General features: G+C 70.3%; 25 protein-coding genes. 6 read left to right on the top strand and 19 right to left on the bottom strand.

Features of this window, described 5'->3' with window-relative positions:
* Positions 1-44: 44 nt before the first annotated feature.
* The 3 genes from IFT36_RS00125 to IFT36_RS00115 all read left to right on the top strand — a co-directional run bounded on the left by IFT36_RS00125 (position 45) and on the right by IFT36_RS00115 (position 2,899).
* Positions 45-836 carry a peptidylprolyl isomerase gene (locus tag IFT36_RS00125; RefSeq protein ID WP_200412157.1) on the top strand — a complete coding sequence of 264 codons (792 nt, stop codon included), beginning with the start codon at positions 45-47 and terminating at the stop codon, positions 834-836.
* Between the two features lie 89 nt (positions 837-925).
* Positions 926-2,155, top strand: a complete 1,230-nt coding sequence (locus IFT36_RS00120) for a DUF349 domain-containing protein (RefSeq protein WP_200412156.1) — start codon at positions 926-928, stop codon at positions 2,153-2,155.
* A 102-nt stretch (positions 2,156-2,257) separates the two neighbouring features.
* A complete protein-coding gene (locus IFT36_RS00115) occupies positions 2,258-2,899 on the top strand; it encodes a type IV toxin-antitoxin system AbiEi family antitoxin (protein ID WP_200412155.1) in 642 nt (213 codons plus the stop codon).
* On the opposite strand, the gene IFT36_RS00110 is transcribed toward IFT36_RS00115, so the two are convergent.
* From IFT36_RS00110 to IFT36_RS00040, 15 genes are all read right to left on the bottom strand, one after another.
* Positions 2,878-5,022 carry a RelA/SpoT family protein gene (locus IFT36_RS00110; RefSeq protein ID WP_235452715.1) on the bottom strand — a complete coding sequence of 715 codons (2,145 nt, stop codon included), beginning with the start codon at positions 5,020-5,022 and terminating at the stop codon, positions 2,878-2,880. The two genes, IFT36_RS00115 and IFT36_RS00110, sit on opposite strands and share 22 nt — an antisense overlap.
* 237 nt (positions 5,023-5,259) lie before the next feature.
* On the bottom strand, positions 5,260-5,610 hold the full coding sequence (locus IFT36_RS00105) for a rhodanese-like domain-containing protein (protein WP_192123612.1): 351 nt from the start codon (positions 5,608-5,610) through the stop codon (positions 5,260-5,262).
* Positions 5,607-6,617 carry a protein translocase subunit SecF gene (gene secF / locus IFT36_RS00100; protein ID WP_123570107.1) on the bottom strand — a complete coding sequence of 337 codons (1,011 nt, stop codon included), beginning with the start codon at positions 6,615-6,617 and terminating at the stop codon, positions 5,607-5,609. The genes IFT36_RS00105 and secF overlap by 4 nt, the downstream gene beginning before the upstream one ends.
* The gene (secD, locus tag IFT36_RS00095) at positions 6,617-8,380 is read right to left on the bottom strand and encodes a protein translocase subunit SecD (RefSeq protein WP_200412154.1); all 1,764 of its coding nucleotides are present in this window, start codon (positions 8,378-8,380) and stop codon (positions 6,617-6,619) included. The genes secF and secD overlap by 1 nt, the downstream gene beginning before the upstream one ends.
* A 96-nt stretch (positions 8,381-8,476) precedes the next feature.
* On the bottom strand, positions 8,477-8,890 hold the full coding sequence (locus IFT36_RS00090) for a preprotein translocase subunit YajC (protein WP_123570108.1): 414 nt from the start codon (positions 8,888-8,890) through the stop codon (positions 8,477-8,479).
* Between the two features lie 79 nt (positions 8,891-8,969).
* Positions 8,970-9,995: a Holliday junction branch migration DNA helicase RuvB gene (ruvB, locus tag IFT36_RS00085; protein ID WP_056045381.1), complete on the bottom strand. Its 1,026-nt coding sequence runs from the start codon at positions 9,993-9,995 to the stop codon at positions 8,970-8,972.
* A complete protein-coding gene (gene ruvA, locus IFT36_RS00080; protein ID WP_200412153.1) occupies positions 9,992-10,606 on the bottom strand; it encodes a Holliday junction branch migration protein RuvA in 615 nt (204 codons plus the stop codon). Before ruvA ends, ruvB begins: the two co-directional genes overlap by 4 nt.
* Positions 10,603-11,178 (bottom strand): crossover junction endodeoxyribonuclease RuvC, encoded by a 576-nt coding sequence (ruvC, locus tag IFT36_RS00075; RefSeq protein ID WP_043592720.1) that lies wholly within the window; start codon positions 11,176-11,178, stop codon positions 10,603-10,605. Before ruvC ends, ruvA begins: the two co-directional genes overlap by 4 nt.
* A 9-nt stretch (positions 11,179-11,187) precedes the next feature.
* Entirely contained in the window at positions 11,188-11,949 is a 762-nt protein-coding gene (locus IFT36_RS00070; protein ID WP_056045387.1) for a YebC/PmpR family DNA-binding transcriptional regulator, read from the bottom strand.
* 38 nt (positions 11,950-11,987) lie between these two features.
* Positions 11,988-12,593 carry a pyridoxal 5'-phosphate synthase glutaminase subunit PdxT gene (gene pdxT, locus IFT36_RS00065; protein WP_200412152.1) on the bottom strand — a complete coding sequence of 202 codons (606 nt, stop codon included), beginning with the start codon at positions 12,591-12,593 and terminating at the stop codon, positions 11,988-11,990.
* A 22-nt stretch (positions 12,594-12,615) separates the two neighbouring features.
* Positions 12,616-13,530 carry a pyridoxal 5'-phosphate synthase lyase subunit PdxS gene (gene pdxS / locus IFT36_RS00060; protein ID WP_123570111.1) on the bottom strand — a complete coding sequence of 305 codons (915 nt, stop codon included), beginning with the start codon at positions 13,528-13,530 and terminating at the stop codon, positions 12,616-12,618.
* A gap of 23 nt (positions 13,531-13,553) precedes the next feature.
* Positions 13,554-14,138 carry an HIT family protein gene (locus tag IFT36_RS00055; protein WP_374058360.1) on the bottom strand — a complete coding sequence of 195 codons (585 nt, stop codon included), beginning with the start codon at positions 14,136-14,138 and terminating at the stop codon, positions 13,554-13,556.
* Between the two features lie 2 nt (positions 14,139-14,140).
* Complete coding sequence (gene thrS, locus IFT36_RS00050; RefSeq protein ID WP_213016629.1) at positions 14,141-16,078, bottom strand: threonine--tRNA ligase; 1,938 nt, start codon at positions 16,076-16,078, stop codon at positions 14,141-14,143.
* 194 nt (positions 16,079-16,272) lie between these two features.
* Positions 16,273-16,722, bottom strand: coding sequence for a Fe-S cluster assembly sulfur transfer protein SufU (gene sufU, locus IFT36_RS00045; protein WP_123570113.1), 450 nt, complete (start codon positions 16,720-16,722; stop codon positions 16,273-16,275).
* Entirely contained in the window at positions 16,719-18,026 is a 1,308-nt protein-coding gene (locus IFT36_RS00040) for an aminotransferase class V-fold PLP-dependent enzyme (protein WP_200412211.1), read from the bottom strand. Before IFT36_RS00040 ends, sufU begins: the two co-directional genes overlap by 4 nt.
* A 222-nt stretch (positions 18,027-18,248) precedes the next feature.
* On the opposite strand from IFT36_RS00040, the gene IFT36_RS00035 reads away from it, so the two are divergent.
* Positions 18,249-19,475 carry a cobalamin-independent methionine synthase II family protein gene (locus IFT36_RS00035; protein WP_200412151.1) on the top strand — a complete coding sequence of 409 codons (1,227 nt, stop codon included), beginning with the start codon at positions 18,249-18,251 and terminating at the stop codon, positions 19,473-19,475.
* A 78-nt stretch (positions 19,476-19,553) separates the two neighbouring features.
* Here IFT36_RS00035 and IFT36_RS00030 read toward each other — a convergent pair whose 3' ends face one another.
* From IFT36_RS00030 to IFT36_RS00015, 4 genes are all read right to left on the bottom strand, one after another.
* Positions 19,554-20,357: an amino acid ABC transporter ATP-binding protein gene (locus tag IFT36_RS00030; RefSeq protein WP_207113969.1), complete on the bottom strand. Its 804-nt coding sequence runs from the start codon at positions 20,355-20,357 to the stop codon at positions 19,554-19,556.
* Positions 20,347-21,012, bottom strand: a complete 666-nt coding sequence (locus IFT36_RS00025) for an amino acid ABC transporter permease (RefSeq protein ID WP_159826530.1) — start codon at positions 21,010-21,012, stop codon at positions 20,347-20,349. The genes IFT36_RS00030 and IFT36_RS00025 overlap by 11 nt, the downstream gene beginning before the upstream one ends.
* 2 nt (positions 21,013-21,014) lie before the next feature.
* The gene (locus tag IFT36_RS00020) at positions 21,015-21,869 is read right to left on the bottom strand and encodes an amino acid ABC transporter substrate-binding protein (RefSeq protein WP_200412210.1); all 855 of its coding nucleotides are present in this window, start codon (positions 21,867-21,869) and stop codon (positions 21,015-21,017) included.
* Positions 21,870-22,023: 154 nt separating this feature from the next.
* Positions 22,024-22,770, bottom strand: coding sequence for an NRDE family protein (locus tag IFT36_RS00015; protein WP_056045413.1), 747 nt, complete (start codon positions 22,768-22,770; stop codon positions 22,024-22,026).
* A gap of 178 nt (positions 22,771-22,948) precedes the next feature.
* Between IFT36_RS00015 and coaBC the strand changes: the two genes are divergently transcribed.
* Both coaBC and IFT36_RS00005 read left to right on the top strand, forming a co-directional pair.
* Positions 22,949-24,286, top strand: coding sequence for a bifunctional phosphopantothenoylcysteine decarboxylase/phosphopantothenate--cysteine ligase CoaBC (gene coaBC, locus IFT36_RS00010; RefSeq protein WP_056047462.1), 1,338 nt, complete (start codon positions 22,949-22,951; stop codon positions 24,284-24,286).
* Positions 24,283-25,276: serine/threonine-protein kinase (locus IFT36_RS00005; protein ID WP_200412150.1), on the top strand; the 994-nt coding region annotated here is incomplete at its 3' end. The genes coaBC and IFT36_RS00005, both read left to right, overlap by 4 nt.

The following is a 25,276-nucleotide window of genomic DNA, read 5'->3' as shown; positions in this document are numbered from 1 at the left end:
CCTCCGATACAGTGCAGGCTGGACATCACCGAGCTGGAGGACCCGTGGCACCGAGCAAGAACCCGGACCGTGAGAGCCGGGACCGGCTCCGCAGGTACACCGCTCGTCAGCAGGTGCACGCGACGCAGGTCGCCCGACGCCGTCGGGACAACGTCCTCGCCGTGACCGCCGTCGTGGTCGTGGTCGGAGTCGCGGCCGTGTCCGAGGTGTTCTGGTCGACCAGCGGTCCCGGTGCCCCCGCGGCCGCTCCGTCTGACGCGCCCAGCGCCTCCTCGACGCCCGCCGCCGGCGAGAACGTCGGGGACGTGCCCAGCGAGGCGATCGCCGACGGCCGCTCCTGGACGGGCGGCCTCACGCTCAACGACGGCGTCGAGCTCGGGATCGAACTGGACGGGGCGAAGGCCCCGCAGGCGTCGAGCGTCGTCATCGACCTCATCCAGAAGGGCTTCTACACGGGGACGACCTGCCACCGCATGAGCGACGCCGCGACGGCGAAGTTCATCCAGTGCGGGTCCGCCAACGGCGACGGGACGGGCGACGCCGGTTTCACCTTCGGCCCACTCGAGAACGTCCCGTCGGACGGCGTGTACCCGACGGGGACGATCGCCATGGCTCGGAGCACCGATCCGTACTCGCAGTCGACGCAGTTCTTCATCACCTACGGCGACACCACCCTCGACGGCTCGACGGGTGGTTACACCGTGGTCGGACGCGTCACGAGCGGACTCGACCAGCTCGAGGCGCAGATCACGGACGCGGGCCTGACTCCCGGTACGAGCGAGACCGACGGCGCTCCCGTCGTGCCGACGACGATCACGGGCGCGACCATCGAGTAGTCCGCCGCCGTCCGCTGTGCAATAGGCTGAGCACCCATCGTGGTGGCCTGTCCTGGTCCCGCGACGAGCACGTTCAGCAAGGGATAAAAGTGGCTACTGACGATCAGGCACCCTGGGGCCGCGTCGCCGACGACGGCACGGTCTACGTCCGCGAGGGCGACGGCGAACGCGCCGTGGGGCAGTACCCCGACGCGACGCCCGCCGAGGCTCTCGCGTACTACGAACGCAAGTTCATCGAACTCGCCGGGCAGGTGACGTTGCTCGAGCAGCGCATCAAACGCGGCGCATCGGCGGGCGACGTCGTCAAGACGGTCACCCACCTGCGCGAGCAGCTCGTCGAACCGAGCGCGGTCGGGGATCTCGAGGCCCTGCGCCTTCGGGTGTCGGCACTCGACTCCACGGTCGACGAGCTGACGCAACAGCAGAGCGCCGAGGCACAGAAGGCCCTCACCGAAGCGGTCGCCTACCGCACCGCTCTCGTCACGGAGGCCGAGGCCCTGGCGGCCCAGGACCCCGCCCGCGTCCAGTGGAAGCAGGTCACGGCCACCCTCGACGACATCTTCGCCCGGTGGCAGAAGCATCAACAGGACGGTCCTCGCATCCCGAAGGGCGAGGGCAACGACCTCTGGAAACGATTCCGTGCTGCGCGCACCACCATCGACCAGCACCGCAAGGCCTTCTACGCCGAACTCGACGCGACCCACCGTGACGCTCGTCAGCGCAAGCAAGCCCTCGTCGAATCGGCCGAGGCCCTGGCGCCGAAGGGTGTCGACGGCATCTCGGCCTACCGGGGGCTGCTCGACGACTGGAAGCGCGCCGGCCGCGCCGGGAAGAAGTACGACGACGCCCTCTGGGCGAAGTTCAAGCGTGCAGGCGACGTCCTCTACGCAGCCAAGTCCGAGGTCGTCGCGCAGGACACCGCCGAGTACGAGGGCAACCTCGAACAGAAACTCGAGCTGCTCACCGAGGCCGAGAAGATCCTGACGGTCACGGACCGGGTCCCGGCGCGCGAGGCCCTCACCTCGATCCAGCTGCGATGGGACGAGATCGGTCGCGTTCCTCGCGAGCAGGTCCGGGTGGTCGAGGATCGCCTCCGCAAGGTCGAGTCCCACGTGCGTCAGCTCGACGAGCAGTTCTGGGAGAAGAACAACCCCGAACGCCAGGCACGGTCCCAGGGGCTCGCGAGCCAACTGCACGACGCCATCAGCAAGCTCGAGGACGAACTCGCGACGGCCGAGGCCAGCGGCGACGCTCGTCGTGTCAGAGAGGCTCGTGAAGCTCTGGACGCCCGGAAGGTCTGGCTCGACGCCCTGGGCTGACCGTCAGGGGCCGACCGCCCACCGACGTCGCGAACCGTCCGATTCTCCACAGGGAGGGCCGGGCGGTTCGTCGTCGTCGGCAGGGTCGGCCAGGCTGGGTGCATGCCTGCTCGTCTCCCCCTGGTCCTGACCCACGACGACCTGCCCGAACCCGAACTGCGTGCGGCTGCACTGGACGGGCAGGTCTACGCGGTCGGTGGCTCGTGGCGCAGCGTCGCCGAGATCGACGACGCCGGGGGCCGGGCGATCGCGATCGGGATCGCCCTCGGCGCCGGAGTCGTCGCGGCCGAACGGAGTGCCGCCTGGGTCTGGGGTGCCCGAGGCCCGGCACCACTCCCCCACTCGGGTCTGGTGGTGTCGCCGGCGCGGGTGAAGCATCGTGGTCGGGGTTCGATCGTCCGACAGGTCGTCATCGACGAGGGCGAGATCGTCACCGTCCATGGTGTGGCCGTCACCACACCGGCCCGGACCGTCGTCGACCTCGCTCGCTGTGAGGGCTGGGCGTCTGAGGACGAGACGGCCGCGCGGGACGTCGCGTCTCAGCAGGGCGTGACGTACGCCGACGCGATCGCCGTCCTCGATCGACGTGGACGGCTCCCCCACCGAACGCGGACCGTGGAGCGACTCGATCGAGTCTGTCCAGTCGTCGCCGACGCGGCCCGCGCCGATGACGAGGTGCGACGAGACGCAGACGCACCCGGTCGGTCGGCGGAGGCAGCGTCTCAGCCGGCGCTGACCCGGTAGACGTCGTACACGGCGTCGATGCGTCGGACCGCGTTCAGGACGCGATCGAGGTGGGTGGTGTCCCCCATCTCGAACACGAAGCGGCTGAGGGCCAGGCGTTCGTCAGAGGTCGAGACGCTCGCCGACAGGATGTTGACGTGGTGCTCGCTCAGGACCCGGGTGACGTCCGACAGCAATCCGCTGCGATCGAGGGCCTCGATCTGGATCTGCACCATGAACACGCTCTTGGACGACGGAGCCCATTCGACCTCGATCATCCGCTCGGGCTCTTTCAACAGGCCCTGGACGTTGTGGCAGTTCGCCTGGTGGACGCTGACGCCCTGGCCTCGGGTCACGAATCCGACGATCTGGTCGCCCGGCACGGGAGTGCAGCACTTGGCGAGTTTCACCAGGATGTCCGGGGCCCCTCGGACCAGCACGCCCGAGTCGCTGTTGCGCAACGGCCGAGCTCGACCTTGGCTGGGGAACTCGAACTCGCCTTCGTCGACCTCGGTCTGCGTGTGGACCGCGGCGAGGATCTTCTCGATGACGGACTGGGTCGAGATGTGGCCCTCGCCGACGGCCGCGTAGAGACTCGACACGTCGTCGTACCGCATGGTGGCGGCGACTTCGGCGATGCTGTCCTGTGTCATCAGCTTCTGGAGCGGCAGGTTCTGCTTCCGCATGGCACGGGCGATGGCGTCCTTGCCCTGCTCCATGGCCTCGTCGCGGCGTTCTTTCGTGAACCACTGCCTGATCTTGTTCCGGGCGCGGGGGCTCTTGACGAAGGCGAGCCAGTCCTGGCTCGGCCCCGAGTCGGGGTTCTTCGAGGTGAAGACCTCGACGACGTCGCCACTCGACAGGACGCTCTCGAGGGGCACGAGGCGACCGTTGACCTTGGCGCCCATCGTGCGGTGTCCGACCTCGGTGTGCACGGCGTAGGCGAAGTCGACCGGGGTCGCTCCCGACGGCAGGCCGATGACCTTGCCCTGAGGCGTGAAGACGTAGACCTCCTTCGCGCCGATCTCGAAACGGAGGCTGTCCAGGAACTCACTGGGGTCCGCCGTCTCGGCCTGCCAGTCCGAGATGTGGGCGAGCCAGGCCATGTCGGTCTCGGTCTTCGCTCCGCCCTGGTCGTCGCGCCCGCCGTTCATGCGCTGCTTGTACTTCCAGTGGGCGGCCACGCCGAACTCGGCCCGCTGGTGCATCTCGTGCGTGCGGATCTGGATCTCGACGGGACGTCCCTTGGGACCGATCACGGTCGTGTGCAGCGACTGGTACAGGTTGAACTTCGGCGTGGCGATGTAGTCCTTGAAGCGGCCGGGGATCGGGTTCCAGCGGGCGTGGATCGAGCCCAACACCGCGTAGCAGTCGCGGAGCGAGTTGACGAGGATGCGGATGCCGACGAGGTCGTAGATCTCGTCGAACTCCCGACCCCGGACGATCATCTTCTGGTAGATCGAGTAGTACTGCTTGGGCCGACCCATGACGTCGCCGCGGATCTTCGTCGACTTGAGGTCGGACTTGACGGCGTTGATGACGTTCTGCACGAACTGCTCGCGTTGCGGCGTGCGCTGTTTGACCAGGTTGTCGATCTCGACGTAGAGCTTGGGGTGGAGCACCGCGAACGAGAGGTCCTCGAGCTCCCATTTGATGGTCTGGATGCCGAGCCGGTGCGCCAGGGGGGCGTAGATCTCGAGGGTCTCGGTGGCCTTGCGGGTCGCTGACGCCGACTCGACGAAACCCCAGGTCCGAGCGTTGTGCAGCCGGTCGGCGAGCTTGATGACGAGGACCCGGATGTCTTTCGACATGGCCACGACCATCTTCCGGACGGTCTCGGCCTGAGCGCTGTCGCCGTACTTCAGCTTGTCGAGCTTGGTGACCCCGTCGACGAGCATCGCGATCTCGTCCCCGAAGTCGCGCTGCAGCATCGCCAGCGTGTAGTCGGTGTCCTCGACGGTGTCGTGCAGCAGTGCAGCCGCGACGGTCTTGGCGCCGATGCCCAGATCGGCGAGGATCTGCGCCACCGCGACGGGATGGGTGATGTACGGTTCGCCGCTCTTGCGCAGTTGCCCCGTGTGCGCCTTCTCGGCCACCGAGTAGGCCCGCTCGATGATGACGATGTCGGCCTTGGGATGGTGCATGCGCACGGTCTTGATCAAGCGGTCGACGGCGCCCGCCGGTTGGCTGCGCGAGAAGAGTCGAGGCAGGAGCGTCCGCAACGAGGCCGTGTTCTGACCGCCGGGCGTCTCGGGCGGTGCGGAGTTGTTCCGTGTGGTGATCTCGGTCACGGCTGCACCTCGTTCTCTCGGGTCGGAGCGCCACCGCCGGCCGTCGTGGTCGGACGTGGACTCCGTGGGGTCAAGGGTACCCGTCGGCCGTCAGTCGACCGACGCCCCGGGGCGGCCGTCGTCTGCCACGACCGTGCCCCCCGCGTCCCGCCAGGCGAGCATCCCACCGACGACGTTGCGGGCGTCCACGCCGACGCCTCGGAGGGCGTCCGTTGCGCGAGCCGACCGCATGCCGGAGTGGCAGACGACGAGGACGGGGCGGTCGGTGGGGACCTCCCCGACCCGTTCGTTCAGCTCGGACAGTGGGATGGACGTCGCGCCGGGCGCATGACCTTCATCCCATTCGTGCGGTTCTCGGACGTCGAGCACGTAGGTGCCGTCGGACAGGGCGTCGATGGCGGCGTCGGCCCCGATCTCGGGTCGACGGTGGTCGCCGATCATGCGCCCACCGTCTCGTCGACGGTGAGGGGCTCGGTCTTCTGTGCCTCGAGCTTGCGGGCATCGCGTTTCGCGATGTCCGGCTCACGGAGGCGGAGCGTGGCGTAGAGCGGTGAGGCGATGAAGATCGTCGAGTAGGTACCGACCAGGATGCCGATGAAGAGCGCCAGGGAGATGTCGCGGAGGGTGCCCGCTCCCAGGACGAATGCCCCGATGAAGAGGATCGCCGCGACGGGGAGGAGCGCCACGACGGACGTGTTGATCGACCGGACCAACGTCTGGTTGACGGCCAGGTTCACGGACTGTCCGAACGTGCGTCGTGAGCCCTCGCCGTCGTCGGCGGTGTTCTCGCGGATCTTGTCGAACACCACCACGGTGTCGTAGAGCGAGTAGCCGAGGATCGTCAGGAAGCCGATGACCGCCGCCGGGGTGACCTCGAAGCCGACGATGCCGTAGATGCCCGCGGTCAGCACGAGGTCGTGCAGCAGGGCTGCCATGGCGGCCAACGACATCTTCCAGGTTCGGAAGTACAGCGTCATGCCGATCGCGGCGAGGATCAGGAAGATCACGAGACCCTTGATGGCCTGGCTCGTGATGTCGGCACCCCATGAGGCACCGATGAAGGACGAGGTCACTCGATCGTCGGGGACGTCGTACGCGGTGGCCAACGCCGCCGCCACGTCGTTCGTCTGAGCGGCTTCCAGCTGCGAGGTCTGCACACGGATCGTGTCGGTGCCGACCTGGGTGACCCGCGGGTTCGAACCGGGTACGACCTCGTCGACGGTCGTCGTGGCGACGTCCTGGTCGAGTTCGGCCGGCTGGGCGACCTGGAACTCCGACCCGCCCGTGAACTCGATGCCGAAGTGGAAGCCGCCGCGGAGGAACGGGACGGTGACCGAGATGAGGATGACCAGGGCGGCGATCCAGTACCAGCGGCGGCGGTGACCGACGATGTCGTACGACCGGGCACCCGTGTAGAGGTCGTTGCCGAATTTCGAGAAACTGGCCATCAGGAGTCCTTCTTCCCTTCACCGGCGGCCGACGAGTCGACGCGCTCGGTGTTCTTCTCGGCGGCTTTGCGCTCGGCGATGGTCTGACGCTTGACGGCCTCGCGACCGCCCGCTTGCTTGCGGCCGACGACGGTCGGGGTTCGGAACTGCGCCCGCCCCCGGTAGACGGCACCGAGGGCGCGTGGGTTGAGCCCGCTGAACGAGTGGCCCTCGCCGAAGAACCGCGTCCGGGCGATGAGCTGGAGCATGGGGTGGGTGAACAGCGAGACCACGATCAGGTCGATCACCGTGGTGATCCCCAGGGTGAGCGCGAAGCCCTTGACGTTGCCGACCGCGAGGATGAAGAGCGTGATGGCCGCCAGGAAGTTCACCGTGTCGGACGCGATGATCGTGCGGATGGCGCGCTTCCAGCCCGATTCGACGGCGCTCTCGAGGATGCGACCGTCGCGGAGTTCGTCCCGGATGCGTTCGAAGTAGACGATGAATGAGTCGGCCGTGATGCCGATGGCCACGATCAGACCGGTCACCCCCGCCAGCGAGAGGCGGTAGCCCTCTCGCCAGGACAGGATGGCGATCACGAGGTAGGTGAGCACGGCGGCGATGACCAGCGACAGGACGGTCACGAAGGCGAGGGCCCGGTACTGGATCAGCGAGTAGATGACCACCAGGATCAGGCCGATGAGGCCGGCGATCAGACCGCTGATCAGCTGGGTCTGTCCGAGGGTCGCGGTGATCGTCTCGTTGCTCTGGACCGAGAAGCTGAGCGGGAGGGCACCGAACTTCAGCTGGTCGGCGAGGGTCTTCGAGGAGTCCTGCGTGAACTGGCCCGTGATCTGGGCCCGGCCGTCGGTGATGGCAGCGTTCGCGGACGGCGCCGTGATGACCTGGTTGTCGAGGGTCACGGCGAACTGGTTCTGCGGCGCCTGCAACGAGACGAGGCGCGAGGTGACCTGGGAGAACCGGTCGGTGCCCTGGCCGTTGAACTCGAGGTTCACGGCCCAGGTGTTCGTCGAGTTGCCCTGCGAGTCGGCGGCGAGGCCGTTCGTGGCGTCGCTGATGTCGGAACCCTGCACCTCGACCGGGCCGAGGATGTACTTGGCCGTGCCGTCGGTGGAGCAGGTGACCAGTGGCTCGTCGTCACGGGCCGTGGCCAGGTCGTTCTCGGCCGCGCAGTCGTAGTTCTGGTAGAGGTCGGCGAGCTGGGGGGTGATCCAGGCCAGGTCGGACGCGTTCGTCGGGGACGCGGTCGGCGTGCTCTCGAGCTCGGGGTTGGGGGTGTAGGGCGTGGCGCTCGGGCTGGCCGTGGCGCCGTCGCCTTCTCCGCCGACCGCGGCGTTCGAGACCGCCTCGGTGTAGAGCACGGGGCGGAAGGTCAGCTTGGCCGATGCCTCGATGCGTTCGAGGGTCGCGTTGTCGGGTCGTCCCGGGATGGACACGACGATGTTCTGCGTGCCCTGCTTGGTGATCTCGGATTCCGAGACGCCGGCCGAGTCGATGCGCTGCCGGATGATCGTGACCGCCTGGTCCAGCTGCTCCGACGACACCGTCTCGCCGCTCTGGAGCTGGGCCGCCAGGGTGATCTGCGTACCGCCCTGCAGGTCGAGGGCCAGTTCGGGCACCCAACTCGCTCCGTTCCACCACCCGTCACGACCGGAGTCGTTCAGGAACGTGGCCGTGCCGTTCAGGGCCGTGAGGCCGGCGATGATGACCAACAACCAGGTCAGGGATCGTATTGCTTTCTTCACCGGCGTCGAGCGTGCCACGGAGGAACTCTGCTTTCTCATGGGAGCGCGCGCTCACGTGGAGCGCGCGCCGTGGATCGGACCCGGCCGCGCCAGGCGACCGAGGCGGTCGTCGGGTCAGGCCTTGGTGTCGGAGTCCTTGGCGACCGTCGAGTCGACCGGGGCGGACGTGGCGCGTTCACCGAACTCGGGAGCGTCGTCGATGACGCGGTCGTGCTCGGTGGAGCCGTCGGCCAGCGAGTCGGCGTCGTCGGCGACGGGCTCGTCGATGACCGGTTCGACGACGCGACCCAGGGTCTGACGGTGGACCTTGAGGACGGTGCCGGGCGAGACCTCGACCTCGGCCACGTTGTTCTCGTCGTCGATGGAGACGACGGTGCCGTAGACGCCGAACGAGAGCATGACCTCGACGCCGGGGACGAGCTTGTTCTGCAGTTCTGCCTGCTGACGGTCGCGCTTCTTCTTGTTGCGGAACATGAAGACGACGAGGACCACCAGGAGGAGGACCATGATGAGGGTTGCGGGATCCATGCGGAACTCCCTTTCGCTGTTGGGGGTGTGGGCCGAGCGGGACTCGCTTCAGCGAGCGAAGGCCTCGGACCTGCAGGAATTATAGGTCATCGCCGAAGAGCGCCCCTGAGGCGTGCGCCAGACCGAAGTGCCGCCAGGCCTCGGGAGTGGCGATGCGTCCCCGCGGCGTGCGGGTGAGCAGGCCCACCCGGACGAGGAACGGCTCGACGACCGACTCGATCGTGTCGGCCTCTTCTCCCACCGAGACCGCGAGGGTGTTGAGGCCGACGGGTCCGCCGCCGAACCGGGTCAGGACCGTGCGGACGACCTCACGGTCGAGCCGGTCGAGCCCCAGCGAATCGACGTCGTAGAGATCGAGCGCTTCGCGCACGGTCGTCAGGTCGGCATCCCGCCCGTGGACGAGCGCGTAGTCGCGGACGCGTCGGAGCAGGCGGTTCGCGATGCGAGGCGTGCCCCGGCACCGTCCGGCGATCTCGGCCAGGGCGGCTCCGTCGATGACGATGCCGAGGAGGGACGCCGCCCGGCGGAGGACCTCGGTCAGCTCGGCCTCGTCGTAGAACTCGAGGTGCGCCGTGAAGCCGAACCGGTCGCGCAGGGGGTTGGGCAGCAGCCCGCTGCGGGTGGTCGCACCCACGAGCGTGAAGGGCGACAACTCGAGGGGGATGCTGGTCGCTCCTGCCCCCTTGCCCACCATGATGTCGATCCGGTAGTCCTCCATCGCGAGGTACAGCATCTCTTCGGCCGGCCGCGCCATGCGATGGATCTCGTCGATGAAGAGCACCTCCCCCGGCACGAGAGCGGAGAGGACCGCGGCCAGGTCGCCCGCGTGCTGGATCGCGGGACCCGACGACATCCGCAACGGCCGAGCCCCTTCGTGGGCCACGATCATGGCCAGGGTCGTCTTGCCGAGCCCGGGCGGTCCGGCGAGCAGGATGTGGTCGGGGGTGCGGCCCTGCATCGTCGCGGCCTTGAGCAGCAGCTCGAGCTGGCCCCGCACCTTGGACTGCCCGACGAACTCGCCGAGCGAGGTGGGCCGCAGCGCCCCTTCGAAGGCCAGCTCGGCCTCGGACTCGAGCGTAGGACGGGTCAGGTCGTCGTCGCTCACGCTCGGGCCCCGGCGGACTTCTGCGGACCGAGGTGACCGAGTGCGGCACGCAGCAACTGCGGCACGGCCACCGCGACGGCGTCGCCACGGTCCGCCACGACGGCGTCGATGGCGGCCTGCGCCTCACGGTCGGACCACCCGAGCCCGACCAACGCGACGAGCACGTCGGCAGCCGTCGTGGACGCGGCGGTGACGGTCGGCGCGGTCGGTGCCACGTCGAGCTTGCCGGTGAGCGAGAGGACGATGAGCTTGGCCGTCTTCGGCCCGATGCCCGAGACGCGGCGGAACGCGGCGTCGTCGTCGTCGGCGACGGCGGTGGCGACCTGGTGGGGCGTGAGCGTCGACAGGACGCCCTGGGCCGACTTCGGACCGACGCCGGTGACGCTGCGGAGCAGGTCGAAGACCTCGAGTTCTTCGCGGTCGGCGAAGCCGAAGAGCGAGAGGTCGTCTTCTCGGACGATCAACGCCGTGTGGACGAGCGCCTGCTCGCCGACGCGGACCGTCAGTGCGAGCTGTGGGGTGACCGAGACACGGAGGCCCACCCCGCCGACCTCGACCACGACCGATGTGCCGGACGCGGACAGGACGGTACCGCGGACACTCGAGATCATGCCCCCAGCCTAGGAGTGCGCACCGACTTCTCGGCGTCGCGCCACGCTCGCTGGGCCGGCGTGAGGGAACCCGAGGAGGCGCGGGCAGCGACGGGCGCACCCCGCCAGGCATGGCAGATGGCCAGCGCCAGGGCGTCGGCGGCGTCCGCCGGCCGGGGCGCCTCGGCGAGCCCGAGCAACCGGGCGACCATCGTGCCGACCTGCTTCTTGTCGGCCGACCCGTACCCGGTCACGGCAGCCTTCACCTCGGACGGCGTGTGCAGAGTGACGGGGATCTCGCGTTCGGCTGCGGCACGCAGGGCGAGGCCGCTGACCTGTGCCACCCCCATGACGCTGCGGACGTTCTGTTGGGCGAAGACCCGCTCGATCGCCATGGCGTCCGGCCGGTGCTCGTCGATGAGCGCCTCGAGACCGCGACCCAGGGCGAGGAGGCGCAACTCGAGGGCGAGGTCGGGGGCGGTGCGGATGACCTGCACGTCGACCAGGGTCGCACGCCGCTGGGCGTCGACCTCGACCACCCCGACCCCGCATCGGGTGAGCCCGGGGTCGATGCCGAGCACCCGGAGCGTCACCGCGGCGGCCTATTCTTCGTCGTCGAGCGCGGCCTGCACGTCGGCGGGGACGTCGTGGTTCGCGTAGACGTTCTGCACGTCGTCGTCGTCGTCGAGGGCGTCGATGAGTCGGAAGACCTTGCGTGCCGTCTCGAGATCGACCTCGATCTTGAGCCCGGGCACGAACTCGATGTCGGCCGAGTCGTAGTCGATGCCGGCGTCCTGGAGGGCCGAACGGGCCGGGACCAGGTCGGAGGCCTCGGTGACGATCTCGAAGCCTTCACCACGATCGGTGACCTCTTCGGCTCCGGCGTCGAGGACGGCGGCGAGGACGTCGTCTTCGGTGAGGTCGTCCGTCTTCATGACGGCGATGACGCCCTTGCGGCTGAAGTTGTAGGCCACGCTGCCGGGGTCGGCCATGGTGCCGCCGTTGCGCGACATCACCGTACGGACGTTGGCGGCCGCGCGGTTCTTGTTGTCGGTGAGGCACTCGATCAACAACGCGACGCCGTTGGGGCCGTACCCCTCGTACATGATCGTCTGGTAGTCGACGCTCTCGCCGCTGAGACCGGCACCGCGCTTGACGGCCCGGTCGATGTTGTCGTTGGGGACCGAGGTCTTCTTGGCCTTCTGGACGGCGTCGACCAGCGTGGGGTTGCCGGACATGTCGGCCCCGCCCTGCTTGGCCGCGACCTCGATGTTCTTGATGAGCTTGGCGAACGACTTGGCACGTCGACTGTCGATGACGGCCTTCTTGTGCTTGGTCGTTGCCCACTTGGAATGCCCGGACACGGTGCTCCTTCAGACTGCTGACGTGGATCGCGACGAGTCTACCGCGACGCCCGCGCGCGGGCCTTGTCGAGGAACCGCGAGTGGAACCGCAGGTCGTCGGTGACCTCCGGGTGGAACGAGGTGCCCATCAGAGGACCTTGCTCGACGGCGACGACCCGGCCGTCCTCGAGGACGCCGATCGCCGTCGCGGCCGGCCCGACCGCGTCGACCACCGGGGCACGGATGAAGACCGCGTGCACGGGTGGACCGTCGAGCACGGGGACGTGGACGTCGGTCTCGAACGAGTCGGTCTGCGAGCCGAACGCGTTGCGCCGGACCGAGACGTCGAGGCCCCCGATGCTCTGCTGGCCGGGGATGCCGTCGACGATGCGGTCCGCGAGCATGATGAGACCGGCGCAGGTGCCGTATACGGGCAACCCCGAGCCGATCGCCCGTCGGAGCGGCCCGTCCAGGTCGAACGTCCGCGACAGCTTGTCCATGACGCTGGACTCGCCGCCCGGGATCACGAGACCGTCGATCTCGTCGAGCTCGGAGGCTCGGCGTACGGGGACGGCCTCGGCCCCCAGCGAGGTCAGGACGGCCAGGTGTTCACGGAAATCGCCTTGCAGGGCCAGGACGCCGACCCGGGGCGTTCGGTCGGGCATCACCGACGATCGACCCCCGAGGTCACCAGCCGCGCTCGGCGAGGCGGTGCGGTGCGGGGAGGTCGGGCACGTTGATGCCGACCATCGCCTCGCCGAGACCGCGCGACGCGTCGGCCACGACCTGGGGGTCGTCGAAGAAGGTGGTGGCCTTGACGATCGCCTTGGCACGCTCGGCGGGGTTGCCCGACTTGAAGATGCCCGAACCGACGAAGACGCCGTCGGCACCGAGCTGCATCATGAGAGCCGCGTCGGCGGGTGTCGCGACGCCGCCCGCGGTGAAGAGGACGACGGGGAGCTTGCCGGTCTCGGCGATCTCTTTCACGAGCTCGAAGGGAGCCTGCAGTTCTTTCGCGGCGACGTAGAGCTCGTCGGACTTGAGCCCACGGAGCTGGGCGATCTCTTTCGAGATCGTGCGGATGTGCTTGGTGGCCTCGGACACGTCACCGGTGCCGGCCTCGCCCTTGGAGCGGATCATGGCCGCGCCCTCGGTGATGCGACGCAGCGCCTCGCCCAGGTTGGTGGCCCCGCAGACGAAGGGGACGGTGAAGTTCCACTTGTCGATGTGGTTGACGTAGTCGGCCGGGCTCAGCACCTCGGACTCGTCGATGTAGTCCACGCCGAGGGTCTGGAGGATCTGGGCCTCGACGAAGTGGCCGATGCGGGCCTTCGCCATGACGGGGATCGAGACCGCCGCCACGATCTCGTCGATCATGTCGGGGTCGCTCATGCGGGCGACACCGCCCTGGGACCGGATGTCGGCGGGAACGCGCTCGAGGGCCATGACGGCCACGGCCCCGGCGTCTTCGGCGATCTTCGCCTGCTCGACGTTGACGACGTCCATGATGACGCCGCCCTTGAGCATCTCGGCGAGACCGCGCTTGACGCGGCTCGAACCGGTGGTGGAGGACTGGTGGGAGGCAGGGGTCGTGTCGCTCATGATGGCCCCTATCTTAGGCCCGATCAGACCGCCGACGCCGCCGTCGGCGTCGTGCCGTCGCCGTCCCTCGGCCAGGCCTCGGAGACCGCGACGCGGACGTCGCCGAGCAGCTGCGTGACGGCCTTCGTCTGAGCGATGATCGGGAAGAAGTTCGAGTCGCCGCCGTAGCGCGGCACCACGTGTTGGTGCAGGTGGGCCGCGATGCCGGCTCCGCCGACCTGCCCCTGGTTCATGCCGATGTTGAAGCCCTGCGCGTGGGACACCTGCGTGAGGACCCGCATGGCGGTCTGGGTCAGGGAGGCGATCTCGGCCACCTCGTCGGAGGTGGCGAGGTCGTACGTGGAGACGTGCCGGTACGGGCAGACCAGCAGGTGCCCCGGGTTGTAGGGGTAGAGGTTGAGCAACACGTAGGCGTGTTCGCCCCGAGCCACGATGAGCGCCTCGTCGTCCGACCTCGAGGGGGCGCTGCAGAACGGGCAGGAGTCGTCGTGGGCGCTCTGGCCCGCCTCGACGTAGACGGCGCGGTGCGGCGTCCAGAGTCGCTGGAACGCGTCGGGGACCGCGGCGAAGTCGGCGGAGGACTCGGCCGCGGACCCGTCGGCGACCACGCTCAGACCTGGGCCTTGGTCTCGATGGCCGCGACGATCTTGGCGATCGCCTCGTCGAGCGGCACGCCGTTCTCCTGTGAGCCGTCCCGGTAGCGGAAGCTGACGGCCCCGGCCGCGCGGTCGTCCTCGCCGGCGATCAACTGGAACGGCACCTTGGCCTTGGTGTGCGTGCGGATCTTCTTCGGCATGCGGTCGTCGCTGTGGTCGACCTGCGCCCGGACGCCGACCTCGCGCAGACGTGCCACGACGCCGTCGAGGTAGTCGCCGTACTCGTCCGCGACGGGGATCGCCACGACCTGGACGGGCGCCAGCCAGACCGGGAAGGCCCCGGCGTAGTGCTCGGTGAGCACGCCGAAGAAGCGCTCGATCGAACCGAACAACGCACGGTGGATCATGACCGGACGCTGACGCGACCCGTCGGCAGCCGTGTACTCGAGGTCGAAGCGCTCGGGCAGGTTGAAGTCGAGCTGCACCGTCGACATCTGCCAGGTGCGTCCGATCGCGTCGCGTGCCTGGACCGAGATCTTCGGCCCGTAGAACGCCGCGCCGGCCGGGTCGGGTACGAGTTCGAGGCCGGTCTCTTCTGCGACCTGCCTCAGCGTCGCCGTCGCCTCGTCCCAGGTGGCGTCGTCGCCCACGTACTTCTCGGGGTCCTTGGTGGACAGCTCGAGGTAGAAGTCGTCGAGGCCGTAGTCGCGCAGCAGGCTGAGGACGAAGTCGAGCGTGCCCTTGAGCTCGGCCGCCATGTCGTCACGGGTGGTGAAGATGTGCGCGTCGTCCTGGGTCATGCCGCGCACGCGGGTGAGCCCGTGGATGACGCCGGACTTCTCGTTGCGGTACACGGTGCCGAACTCGAACAGGCGCTGTGGCAGGTCACGGTAGGACTTGGCCGACGAACGGTACGCCAGGATGTGCATCGGGCAGTTCATCGGCTTGAGGTAGTAGTCCGCACCCTGACGGGTGATCTCTCCCTCGTCGTTGCGTGCCTCGTCGAGGTGCATCGCCGGGAACATGCCGTCCTTGTACCAACCCAGGTGGCCCGAGGTCTCGAACAGGGCCGCCTTGGTGATGTGCGGCGTGTAGACGAACTCGTACCCGGCCTTCTCGTGGCGCTCGCGCGAGTAGTCCTCCATCTGGCGACGGATGATGCCGCCCTTCGGATGGAAGATCGCGAGACCGGAGCCGATCTCGTCGGGGAACGAGAAGAGGTCGAGCTCGGCGCCGAGCTTGCGGTGGTCGCGCTTGGCGGCCTCCTCGAGTCGGGCCTGGTAGGCGCGCAGGTCGTCCTTGGTGGGCCACGCCGTGCCGTAGATGCGTTGCAGCTGGGGGTTCTTCTCGGACCCGCGCCAGTAGGCGGCCGCCACGCGCATCAGCTTCGTGGCGTTGCCGAGGAGGCGCGTGCTGGGCACGTGGGGACCGCGGCAGAGGTCGAACCAGACGACCTCGCCGGTCTTCGGGTCGAGGTTGTCGTAGACCGTGAGCTCGGCCCCGCCCACCTCGACCGACTCTCCGTCGGCGCCGAGGTCGTCGGCCGACCCGCCCTTGAGCCCGATGAGCTCGAGCTTGAACGGTTCGTGGGCGAGCAGCTCGCGGGCCTCGTCGTCGGTCACGACGCGACGACGGAAGCGCTGGCCCTGACGGATGATGCGCTCCATGCCCTTCTCGATCGCCTTGAGGTCGTCGGGGGTGAAGGGCTCCGCGACGTCGAAGTCGTAGTAGAAGCCGTCGGTGACGGGCGGTCCGATGCCGAGCCTGGCCTCGGGGTTGATCTGCTGCACCGCCTGGGCCATCACGTGCGCAGCCGAGTGCCGGAGGATGGCCAGGCCGTCGGGCGAGTCGATCGTGACCGGCTCGGCCACGTCGCCCGCGTGCAGCTCGGTCGCCAGGTCGCGGAGCTCGCCGGACACCCGGACGGCCACGACCGACTTGTCGGTGAACAGCTCGGAGCCGGTCGTCGTCGCGGTGACCTCGACGGCCGAGAGGCCGTGGGCGGCTGAGGAGGCGGTCGGGTCGATGTCGGTCTGGTCGGACACGGCGGTGGTTCCTATCGTCGAGGGGCGGGGACCACTTTAGTCGTCGACCGACCGCCGACCGGCCGACCAGGCGCCCGACGCGCGACGAGGCCCCGGTCGGGTCAGACGGCGCGCAGTTCGGTGGAACAGGCCTCCGCCGCGACCCAGGCGAGCATGCCGCACTTCACCCTCATGACGAACTTCGAGACCCCGTGGAACACGACCGCGTCGCCGAGGACCTCGTCGTCGGGCTCCCCGGCGCCCCGGGACCGCATCATCTCGCGGAACTCCCCGACGAGTGCGTCGAGCTCGGTCAGCGTGCGACCCGGAGCCAGCTGCGCCAGCACCGAGGCGGAGGCCATCGAGATGCTGCAGCCGGCGCCCTGCCAGCGGAGGTCGGCGATGCGGTCGGTCCCGGGCTCGAGGGCGACGCGGACGGTGATCTCGTCACCGCAGGTCGGGTTGCGTTCGTGGTGCTGCGCGTCGGCCCCGGGCAGCTCGCCGTCGCCGTGCCGCGCCTTGGCGTGGTCGAGGATGACCTGCTGGTACAGGCCGTCGAGGGCGGCGCTCACCGCGCCTCCTCGGCCTTCTCGTCGACGGGCTCCGGGGAGACGACGCCGAAGTAGCCGCGGACCTCGGCGACCCCGGCGACCAGCCGGTCGACCTCGTCGCTCGACGAGTACAGGTAGGTGCTGGCCCGCGTCGTGGCCGTCACCCCGAGACGACGGTGCAGTGGCTGGGCGCAGTGGTGGCCGACCCGCACGGCGATGCCGCGCGCGTCGAGGAACTGGCCGACGTCGTGGGCGTGCACCCCGTCGACGACGAAGCTGGCGAGTCCCGATCGCGGCACGCCGGCCGGTGGACCCACGACCGTGACGCCGTCGACGGCCTCGAGGCCGCGGACGAGCAGGTCGGCGAGGGCCTCCTCGTGGGCGCGCACCCGGTCCATGCCGACGGCGTCGAGGTAGCGCACGGCCTCGGCCAGGGCGACGGCCTGGGACACGGGCTGCGTGCCGGCCTCGAAGCGCTGCGGAGCGGGGAGGTACTCGGAGCCCTCCATCGTCACCGTCGTGATCATCGAGCCGCCGGTCCGGAACGGCGGCAGGGCGTTCAGCAGCTCGGCCCGGCCGTAGAGGACGCCGATGCCCGTGGGCCCCAGCATCTTGTGGCCCGAGAAGGCGGCGAAGTCGACGTCGAGGTCGTGGAGGTCGACGGGGCGGTGCGGGACCGACTGGCAGGCGTCGAGGACGACGAGGGCGCCGACGTCGTGCGCCAGCGCCACCAGCTCGGCGACGGGCGCGACGAGGCCGGTGACGTTCGAGACGTGGGCGAAGGCGAGGAGGCGCGTGCGGGGTCCGATCACGGCGGCCGCGTCGGCGGTGGTCCAGGTGCCGTCGTCGCGGACCGGCACGAATCGCAGGCTGGCACCGGTCGTCGCGGCGAGTTCTTGCCACGGGACGAGGTTCGCGTGGTGTTCGGCCTCGGTGACGACGATCTCGTCGCCGGGCGCGAGGGCGAAGCGTCGCGCGGCCTCACCACCCCGCCCGTGCGTCGCGTTCGCGACGCCGTACGCGACGAGGTTGAGGGCGTCGGTGGCGTTGGAGGTCCAGACGATCTCGTCGACGTCGGCACCGACGAAGCGGGCGACCGTCTCGCGCGCCTCTTCGTAGGCCTCGGTCGACAGGGCGGCGAGCGTGTGGGCGCCCCGGTGCACGGCCGAGTTCGTCGTCTCGAGGAAGCGCCGCTCGGCGTCGAGCACGGACGCCGGCCGTTGGGCGGTCGCCCCCGAGTCGAGGTAAGCGAGCGGCTCGCCGTTGACGTCCTGCCCGAGGAGCGGGAAGTCGGCGCGCAGACGGCGGGCGTCGTCGTCGGACAGCCCCGGACGGTGGGTGGATGGTGCGGAGGAGGTGGTGGTCACGGTGTCCCTTCCCGTCGATCGTACCGAGGCCCCCCGAGGGGCCCGGCTCCGGCCGACACGGGACGCAACGGCCGACGGCCGCCCGATGTTCCCGAGCGCACGGCTGTGACGTCCCGTGTCGTGCCCGTCGCACTCGTCCGGGGTCGGGGGCCAGAGTGGTGGCGACGAACGGAGCACCCCATGACGACCACCCCCGGCCGCATCGAGACCACCCACGCGGGAAGCCTGCCGCGCACGCCCGAGCTGATCGCCGCGAACGACGCACGCGCCCTCGGCGAGGACGGCTTCACCCTCGAGCGCACCCCCGAGTTCGACGCCCTGCTGACCGACGCCGTCGTCGATCTCGTCCGGCGCCAGAGCGATCTCGGCATCACGATCGTCGGCGACGGCGAGTACGGGAAGGCCATGACGAGCGCGGTCGACTACGGCGCCTGGTGGTCGTACTCGTTCCAGAGGGTCGGCGGGCTGTCGCTGACCGGGTCGGACATCTTCAGCCAGCCGGCCCTGCGGTCCTCGCCCGGCGACGTACGACTGACGTCGTTCCCCGACCGCCGGGACTGGCGGGCCTTCCACGACGCCTACACCGACCCGACCTCGGGCATCGGCACGGGCTCGGGTGCCACGCCGTTCCCGAGCACGACGGGACCCCTGGCCTACGTCGGACACGCCGCCATCGCCTCGGACATCGCCAACCTGAAGGCCGGGCTCGAGGCGAGCGGTTCGACCTCGGGCTTCCTCACGTCGTTGTCCCCGGGCAGCGGTGCCCGCATCGCCAACGACTTCTACGCCACCGAGGAGGAGCACATCTGGGCCTGGGCCGAGGTGCTGCGCGAGGAGTACACGGCGATCGTCGAGGCCGGCCTGACCGTCCAGATCGACGACCCCTCGATCGCCGAGAACTGGGACCAGATCAACCCGGAGCCGAGCGTCGAGGACTACCGGGCGTTCACCCGCATCCGCGTCGACGCGCTCAACCACGCCCTCCGCGGCCTGCCGCCGGAGCAGGTGCGCTTCCACCTCTGTTGGGGCTCGTGGCACGGTCCCCACACGACCGACGTCGAGTTCCGTCACATCGTCGACCTCATGCTCGAGATCGAGGCCGGCTCGTACTCGTTCGAGGCGGCCAACGTCCGTCACGAGCACGAGTGGAAGCTCTGGCGCGACGTCGAGCTGCCGACCGGCAAGACGATCGTGCCGGGCGTCGTCAGCCACGCCACGAACGTCGTCGAGCACCCCGAACTCGTGGCCGACCGCATCGAACGGTTCGCCTCGCTGGTCGGCCCCGAGAACGTCGTCGCCTCGACCGACTGCGGCCTGGGCGGTCGCATCCACCCGCAGATCGCGGTGGCCAAGCTGGCCTCGCTCGGCGAGGGCGCGCGCATCGCCTCGCACCGCCTGTTCGGCTGAGCGTCCGCGGCGGAGTCGACCCGCGCCTCCTGGTCCCCGATCGAGGAGGCGCGGGTCGCGCGTCGCGCGGACGTCCCGTCAATCGTCGAGCGGCTTGAGCACCCGTTGCAGGAACTGCTGCGTGCGGGCCTCGCGGGGGCGGGACAGCACGTCGGCGGGACGGCCCCGCTCGACGACGACGCCGGCGTCCATGAAGAGCAGCTCGTCGGCCACGCGTCGGGCGAACTCGAGCTCGTGGGTGACGACGATCATCGTCCAGCCCTCGTCGGCGAGTTCCTTCACGACGGTGAGCACGTCCCCGACCAGTTCGGGGTCGAGGGCCGAGGTCGGCTCGTCGAAGAGCAGGAGTTCGGGCCGCAGGGCGAGCGCGCGCACGATGCCCACGCGCTGCTGCTGGCCGCCCGAGAGCTCGGCCGGGTAGGCGTCGGCCTTCTCGGCGAGGCCCACGCGCGCGAGGAGTGCCTCGGCCTCGGCCCGCGCCTCCTTCGGATCGCGTCCCTGGACGCGCACCGGTCCCTCGACGACGTTCTGCAGCACCGTGAGGTGCGGGAACAGGTTGAAGTGCTGGAACACCATCGACGAGCGGTCGCGGAGGGCCAGCAGGTCGCGCTTGCCGACCGTGGTGCCGAAGTCGATCGAGCGGCCGTCGGAGAGCGTGACGACTCCCCCGTCGGGCACCTCGAGGCTGTTGAGCGACCGCAGCACGGTCGTCTTGCCCGAGCCCGAGGGCCCGATGATGGCGACGACGCGTCCGCGGCGCACCTCGAGGTCGATGCCGCGCAGCACCTCGTTCGTGCCGAACGCCTTGTGCAGCCCCCGGACGGTCAGCACGGGGGCACCGGTCTCGTCGGCCGGCCGGGGCGGGGTGACGTCAGCGGGCAACGTGGCGGTCCAATCTCTTCTCGAGGGCGTCCTGCCCGAACGACAGGATCAGGCAGATCACCCAGTAGACCAGGGCGGCCTCGAGGTAGATCAGCAGGAACTGGTTCGAGACGGTGGCGATCTGCTCGGCCTGACGGAACAGCTCGACGACGAGGATGACGCTCGCCAACGAGGTGTCCTTGACCAGGCTGATGAAGGTGTTCGACAGCGGGGGCACCGAGACGCGCGCCGCCTGCGGCAGGATGATCCGCCGGAGGGCGAGCCCCCGCGACATGCCGATGGTGTGGGCGGCCTCCCACTGGCCCTTGGGCACCGAGAGGATGGCCGCGCGGATGACCTCGGCCGCGTACCCGCCGACGTTCAAGGAGAACGCGATGATGGCGCTGGGCCAGGGATCGAGCTTGACGCCGATCGACGGGAGGCCGTAGAAGACGACGAAGAGCTGCACGAGCAGCGGCGTGCCCCGGATGATCGAGATGTAGACCCGGGCGATGCCCGCGAGGACCGTCTGGCCCGACAGGCGCATCAGCGCGATGACGACGGCGATGACCAGCCCGATCGCCATCGACGCGAAGGCGAGCGGGATCGACGCGACGAGCGCCCCCGACACGATCGGCCAGAGCGACCGCCAGAAGAGGTCGAGGGAGGACTGCACGCCTACTCGCTGACGTCCTGGCCGAAGTACTTCTCGCTGATCGACGACAGCGTCCCGTCGGCCCGGAGCTCGGCGAGGGCGTCGTCGATCGTGGACACGAGGTCGTCGCTGCCCTTCGTGGTGACCAGGGCCGAGCGCGAGACGTCGTCCGTGGTCGCCGCGATCTTGATGCCGGCGGCCTGGTCGGGGTTGGTCTTCACGTAGTCGAGGAAGGTCAGTTCGTCGTTGACGGTCGCGTCGATGCGACCCTGCTCGAGGAGCGCGACCGACTGGGCCCAGCCGTCGACGACCTGCACGTCGGCGCCCGCGTCCTTGGCGGTCGTGTAGAAGTTGCTCGACTGCGACTGGGCCGTCGTCTTGCCCTCGAGGTCGGAGAGCGAGGTGATGTCGGTGTTGTCGGCGGCCGTGATCACGACACCGCGGCTGACCGTGTAGGGCGTCGAGAAGTCGTACGTGGCCTCACGCTCGTCGGTGATCGAGATCTGGTTGGCCACGAGGTCGAAGCGGCCGGCGGTGAGTCCGGCGAGCAGGGCGTCGAACTGCGTCTCCTCGAAGGCCGGGGTGACGCCGAGCTTCTCGGCGACGGCCGTGGCGACGTCGACGTCGTAGCCGGTCAGCGCGCCGGCCCCGCCCTCGTGGTAGGTGAAGGGCTGGTAGGTGCCCTCGGTGCCGATGACGAGCTCGCCGGCGGCCTGGATGTCGGACAGGCTCTTCGCCGCGCTCGTGTCGGCGGTCGCGCTGCCGGTGGACTGGACGACCCCGTCGGTGGAGGCGGGCGCGCAGGCGGCCAGCGCGATGGCGGCGGCGGCGGCGACGCCGACGGAGGCGAGTCGACGGACGGTGCGAACGGCGGTGATCTTCACGAGGGTTCCTTTGCTGCGGCTCGGGGGTCGGACGAGCCTCCCGACACTAACGCCGCGGGGGCGGGCGTGATTCCCGATGACTCCGCATGACCTGGCGGCCACGGAGGCCGGGCGTCGTCGCGCACCCGTCGGCGTCGCCACGCGCCCGTCAGCGTCGCGCGATCGCCTCCCCCACCGAGGGGGCGCCGTCGAGCCGCACGTGCCGGTGGGCCACGTCGTCGGCCGAGACGGCGACGGTGCTCAGCGACAGCGAATGGAAGAGGCGTCCGTCGACCAGGTCGGCCCGCACGAGCGCGTCGTCGTCGTCCGTCGGCAGGGCGCTGCTCTCGCGCAGCAGGTCGAGCCACGGCGTCCAGCTGCCCTCGCCCTCGGCCCCCGTCGGCAGCGGACCGGTCGGAGGCGCGACGTCACGGAACCGGGGCAGCCAGCGGTCGACGCGCGGCACGGACCGGTCGTCGGGGGCGGCGTGCGTGAGCAGGTGCACCCCGGCGGCGAGGCGGGCCGTATCGGTGGCGGTGCCGTCCCAGACGGAGTGCACCGCGCCTCCTGCGTCCGCGGTGAGCAGGTTGAAGGTGCGGGTCGTCTGCGGCCCGTCGGGCAGGACGCCGTCGGCGGCCGCCCGGAGGGGCAGGGCACCGCGGGTGGTCCATCCGCCGGGCGGCGACGCGGGCGCCTCGTGACGGTTGAGCACGACGCTCGCCCGGCTCGGGCCCCGGGCGGTCGCCAACCAGGCCCCGCCCGCCTCGCGGTCGTGCACCCCGGTCACCCGCTCACCGAGGTCGGGCCACCAGGCGCCGGGCTCGTCCCAGGGGCGGTCGGGCGACTCGTCCCGGAGCCCGAGGAAGACGACGGGCCAGGGCGCGTCCGGCTGGACGGCGACGACGACGGTGCACATGGGGTCCTCAGGGTGGGGGCTCGTCGGGACGGGTGCCGACGCTCGACCGCGGGATGCGGCATCGTGGTGGGCAACGCTACCGACCCGGCACCGGGTCGGCCGACCGACGCATCGATCGACGAGGCCCACCGTGACGCACGACCACCCCCGCTCCTCCCCCGCCGACGCCCCGCGTCGCCTGTCCGTCGTCGTCGGCGTCTCGGGCGGCATCGCGGCGTACAAGGCCGTCGGGGTCGTCCGCGGCCTCGTGCTGCGGGGGCACGACGTCCACGTCGTGCCGACCGAGGCCGCCCTGCGCTTCGTCGGGGCGCCCACCTGGGAGGCCACGAGCCGCAACCCGGTTCACACGTCCGTCTTCGACGACGTCGCGGAGGTGCGGCACGTGGCCCTGGGGCAGCGCGCCGACCTGATCGTCGTGGCCCCCGCGACCGCCCACACCCTGGCGAAGATCGCCCACGGCCTGTCCGACGACCTGCTCGGCACGACGATCCTCGCGAGCACCGCGCCGCTCGTCGTCGCGCCCGCCATGCACACCGAGATGTGGCGGAACCCGGCGACGGTCGCGAACGTCGACCTGCTGAGGTCGCGCGGGGTGACCGTCGTCGGGCCGGACGACGGGCCGCTGACCGGGGGCGACGTGGGGCCCGGCCGGCTGAGCGAACCCGACGAGATCGTCGCCGCGGCACTCGCCCTCGTGACCGGCCCGGGCTCCCCCGACGCCCCGCGAGCCGTCGCCCCGGGTGCTCGGGACCAGGAGGCGCGGGTCGGCGACCTGGACGGCCTCCGGTTGGTCGTCTCGGCCGGCGGCACCCGTGAGCCCCTGGACCCCGTGCGGTTCGTCGGCAACCGGTCGAGCGGTACGCAGGGGGCGGCGCTCGCCCTCGGGGCGGCCCGCCGCGGTGCCCACGTCACCGTCGTCGCGGCCGCACTCGACGGAGCCGTGCGGCAGACGCTCGAGACGGAGGGGACGATCGACGTCGTCGAGGTCGGCACCGCCCTCGAGCTCGACGCCGCGATGGGCGAGCACGCCCCGGCGGCGGACGTCGTGATCATGGCGGCCGCGGTGGCGGACTACCGGCCGTCGTCGGTGGCCGACGGGAAGATCCGGAAGGACGACTCGGGCGACGAGCTGACCGTCCGTCTCGTCCGGACCCCGGACGTCCTGGCCGGGCTCGTCGCCCGTCGGGCCGTGGGGCAGGTGGTCGTCGGCTTCGCGGCCGAGACGGCCGCCGACCGGGACGAACTGCTCTCGCTCGGGCGCGCCAAGCAGCGGCGGAAGGGAGCGGACCTGCTCGTCCTCAACACGGTGGGCTGGACGACCGGCTTCGGCAGCGACGACACGGCCGTCGTCGTGATCGACGCCGACGGTGACGTGGTGTCCGAGGCCGAGGGGTCGAAGACCGCCGTGGCCGAGACGGTGCTCGACGCCGTGGTGTCCCGTCGGGTCGCGAGTCGGGGGTCGGGTGGCAGCACTCCTCCCGTGCTCCCCGGCGCGTCGACGGGAGCGGGCGCATGAGCCCCCGCGAGCAGGCCGATCCCCGCCTCGGCACGACCGTCGGCGGTCGCTACCGCCTCGACGCGATCGTCGGGCGCGGAGGCATGGGGGCCGTCTACCGGGCGAGCGACCTCGAGCTCGGCCGGGTCGTCGCCGTCAAGCTCTTCTCCTCGGACGGGCACGACGTCCACGACCTCAGCCGCCAGGTCAGCGAGGTGCGCCTCCTCGCCTCCCTCAACCACCCGGGGCTCGTCACGCTCTACGACGCCCGGGTCGAGGGCGACGGCCACGACGACGACGCCTACCTCGTGATGGAGTACGTCGACGGCCCCACCCTGCAGACCGTGCTCGCCGACGGTCCGTTGTCGCACGCCGAGGCCGCGGCGGTGCTCGGCGACGTCGCGGACGGCCTGGCGGCGGTGCACCGCGCCGGCGTCGTCCACCGGGACGTCAAGCCCGCGAACATCCTGCTCGCCGCGCCGCACCACGAAGGCGACCCCCGACGGGCCAAGCTCGCCGACTTCGGCATCGCCTACCTGATCGACTCGACGCGGGTGACGGCCACGGGAACCCTGATGGGCACCGCCGCCTTCGTCAGCCCGGAGCAGGCCGAGGGGCGTCCGCCGGCCCCCGCGTCCGACGTCTATTCGCTCGGGTTGGTGCTGGTCGAGGCGCTGACCGGGCGGCGCGTCTTCACGGGGTCGGTCGTCGAGTCGGTCATGGCCCGTCTCACCCGCGACCCCGAGATCCCGGCCTCGATCGGCTCGGGGTGGGCGGAACTGTTGACGCGCATGACCGCGCGAGCACCCGACGACCGTCCGGCCGCCGCCGAGGTCGCCCGAGCGGCCCGCACGCTGGCCGTCGAGGGCGCCGGGTCGACCGAAGCCGTCACGCGCGTCATGGCCGCTCCCGACGTGCCGACGGCTGCCCTGCCCGGCGGCGACGCCCCCACTCGCGTCCTGCCCCGGGACGACGCCCGCACGCAGGTGCTCGGGGCGGGGGCGGCCTCCC

Origin of the sequence: Frigoribacterium sp. CFBP 13605 (genome assembly GCF_014839405.1) — a bacterium.
Classification (GTDB): Bacteria; Actinomycetota; Actinomycetes; order Actinomycetales; family Microbacteriaceae; genus Frigoribacterium.
Note: the sequence above shows the minus strand (reverse complement) of the source record. Positions and strands in the feature narration are given on the sequence as shown.

What these genes read in the sequence shown, in the direction of transcription:
- pdxT (WP_200412152.1), bottom strand. Translation starts at nt 12,593, where the DNA reads ATGCCCGACCGAACGCCCCGGGTCGGCGTCCTGGCCCTGCAAGGCGAT.
- IFT36_RS00110 (WP_235452715.1), bottom strand. Translation starts at nt 5,022, where the DNA reads ATGCACCATCCCAAGGCCGACATCGTCATCATCGAGCGGGCCTACTCG.
- IFT36_RS00090 (WP_123570108.1), bottom strand. Translation starts at nt 8,890, where the DNA reads ATGGATCCCGCAACCCTCATCATGGTCCTCCTCCTGGTGGTCCTCGTC.
- secF (WP_123570107.1), bottom strand. Translation starts at nt 6,617, where the DNA reads ATGGCCAGTTTCTCGAAATTCGGCAACGACCTCTACACGGGTGCCCGG.
- pdxS (WP_123570111.1), bottom strand. Translation starts at nt 13,530, where the DNA reads ATGAGCGACACGACCCCTGCCTCCCACCAGTCCTCCACCACCGGTTCG.
- IFT36_RS00105 (WP_192123612.1), bottom strand. Translation starts at nt 5,610, where the DNA reads ATGATCGGCGACCACCGTCGACCCGAGATCGGGGCCGACGCCGCCATC.
- ruvA (WP_200412153.1), bottom strand. Translation starts at nt 10,606, where the DNA reads ATGATCTCGAGTGTCCGCGGTACCGTCCTGTCCGCGTCCGGCACATCG.
- IFT36_RS00115 (WP_200412155.1), top strand. Translation starts at nt 2,258, where the DNA reads ATGCCTGCTCGTCTCCCCCTGGTCCTGACCCACGACGACCTGCCCGAA.
- IFT36_RS00035 (WP_200412151.1), top strand. Translation starts at nt 18,249, where the DNA reads ATGACGACCACCCCCGGCCGCATCGAGACCACCCACGCGGGAAGCCTG.
- IFT36_RS00015 (WP_056045413.1), bottom strand. Translation starts at nt 22,770, where the DNA reads ATGTGCACCGTCGTCGTCGCCGTCCAGCCGGACGCGCCCTGGCCCGTC.